Source organism: Streptomyces sp. NRRL F-5123, assembly GCF_000721495.1.
GTDB lineage: Bacteria > Actinomycetota > Actinomycetes > Streptomycetales > Streptomycetaceae > Actinacidiphila.
The window spans coordinates 1-517 of record NZ_JOHY01000179.1 but is presented as its reverse complement, the minus strand read 5'-3'; the positions used below and the strand labels follow the sequence as shown (position 1 = coordinate 517).

Genomic DNA, 517 nt, shown 5'->3' with positions numbered 1-517 from the left:
GGTGAGCCAGTAGGGCTGTCGTTGGAAGGGGTAGGTGGGGAGGTCGATGGTGGGTGTGGTGGTGGGTGTGGTGGTGGTTGGGTACCAGGGTGTCCAGTTGATGGTGTGGTGTGTGGTGGTGTGGAGGGTGGCGAGGGTGTGGGCGAGGGTGGTTGTGTCGGGTTGTTTGCCGGTGAGGGTGGGGAGTGCGGTGGTGTGGGGGAGGGTGTGGTGGGTGGCGGTGGTGAGGACGGGGGTGGGTCCGATTTCGAGGAAGAGGGTGGTGTGGGGGGCGAGGTGGGTGAGGGTTTGGTGGAAGTGGACGGGTTGGCGGATGTGCTGGGCCCAGTAGTCGGGGGTGGTGATGTTTTCGGTTGCGGGTTGGCCGGTGAGGTTGCTGATGAGGGGGATACGGGGTGTTCGGAAGTCGAGGTGGGCGATTGCTTGGGTGAAGGGGGTGAGGACGGGGTCCATGAGGGGTGAGTGGAAGGCGTGCGAGACCTGGAGGACGCGCGCCTTGCGCCCCCGGCCCTTCCAC

General features: G+C 65.8%; 1 protein-coding gene. It reads right to left on the bottom strand.

From position 1 onward, the window contains the following. A partial coding sequence (locus tag IH54_RS41065) for an acyltransferase domain-containing protein (RefSeq protein ID WP_043183683.1) occupies positions 1-517 on the bottom strand: 517 nt, incomplete at both ends.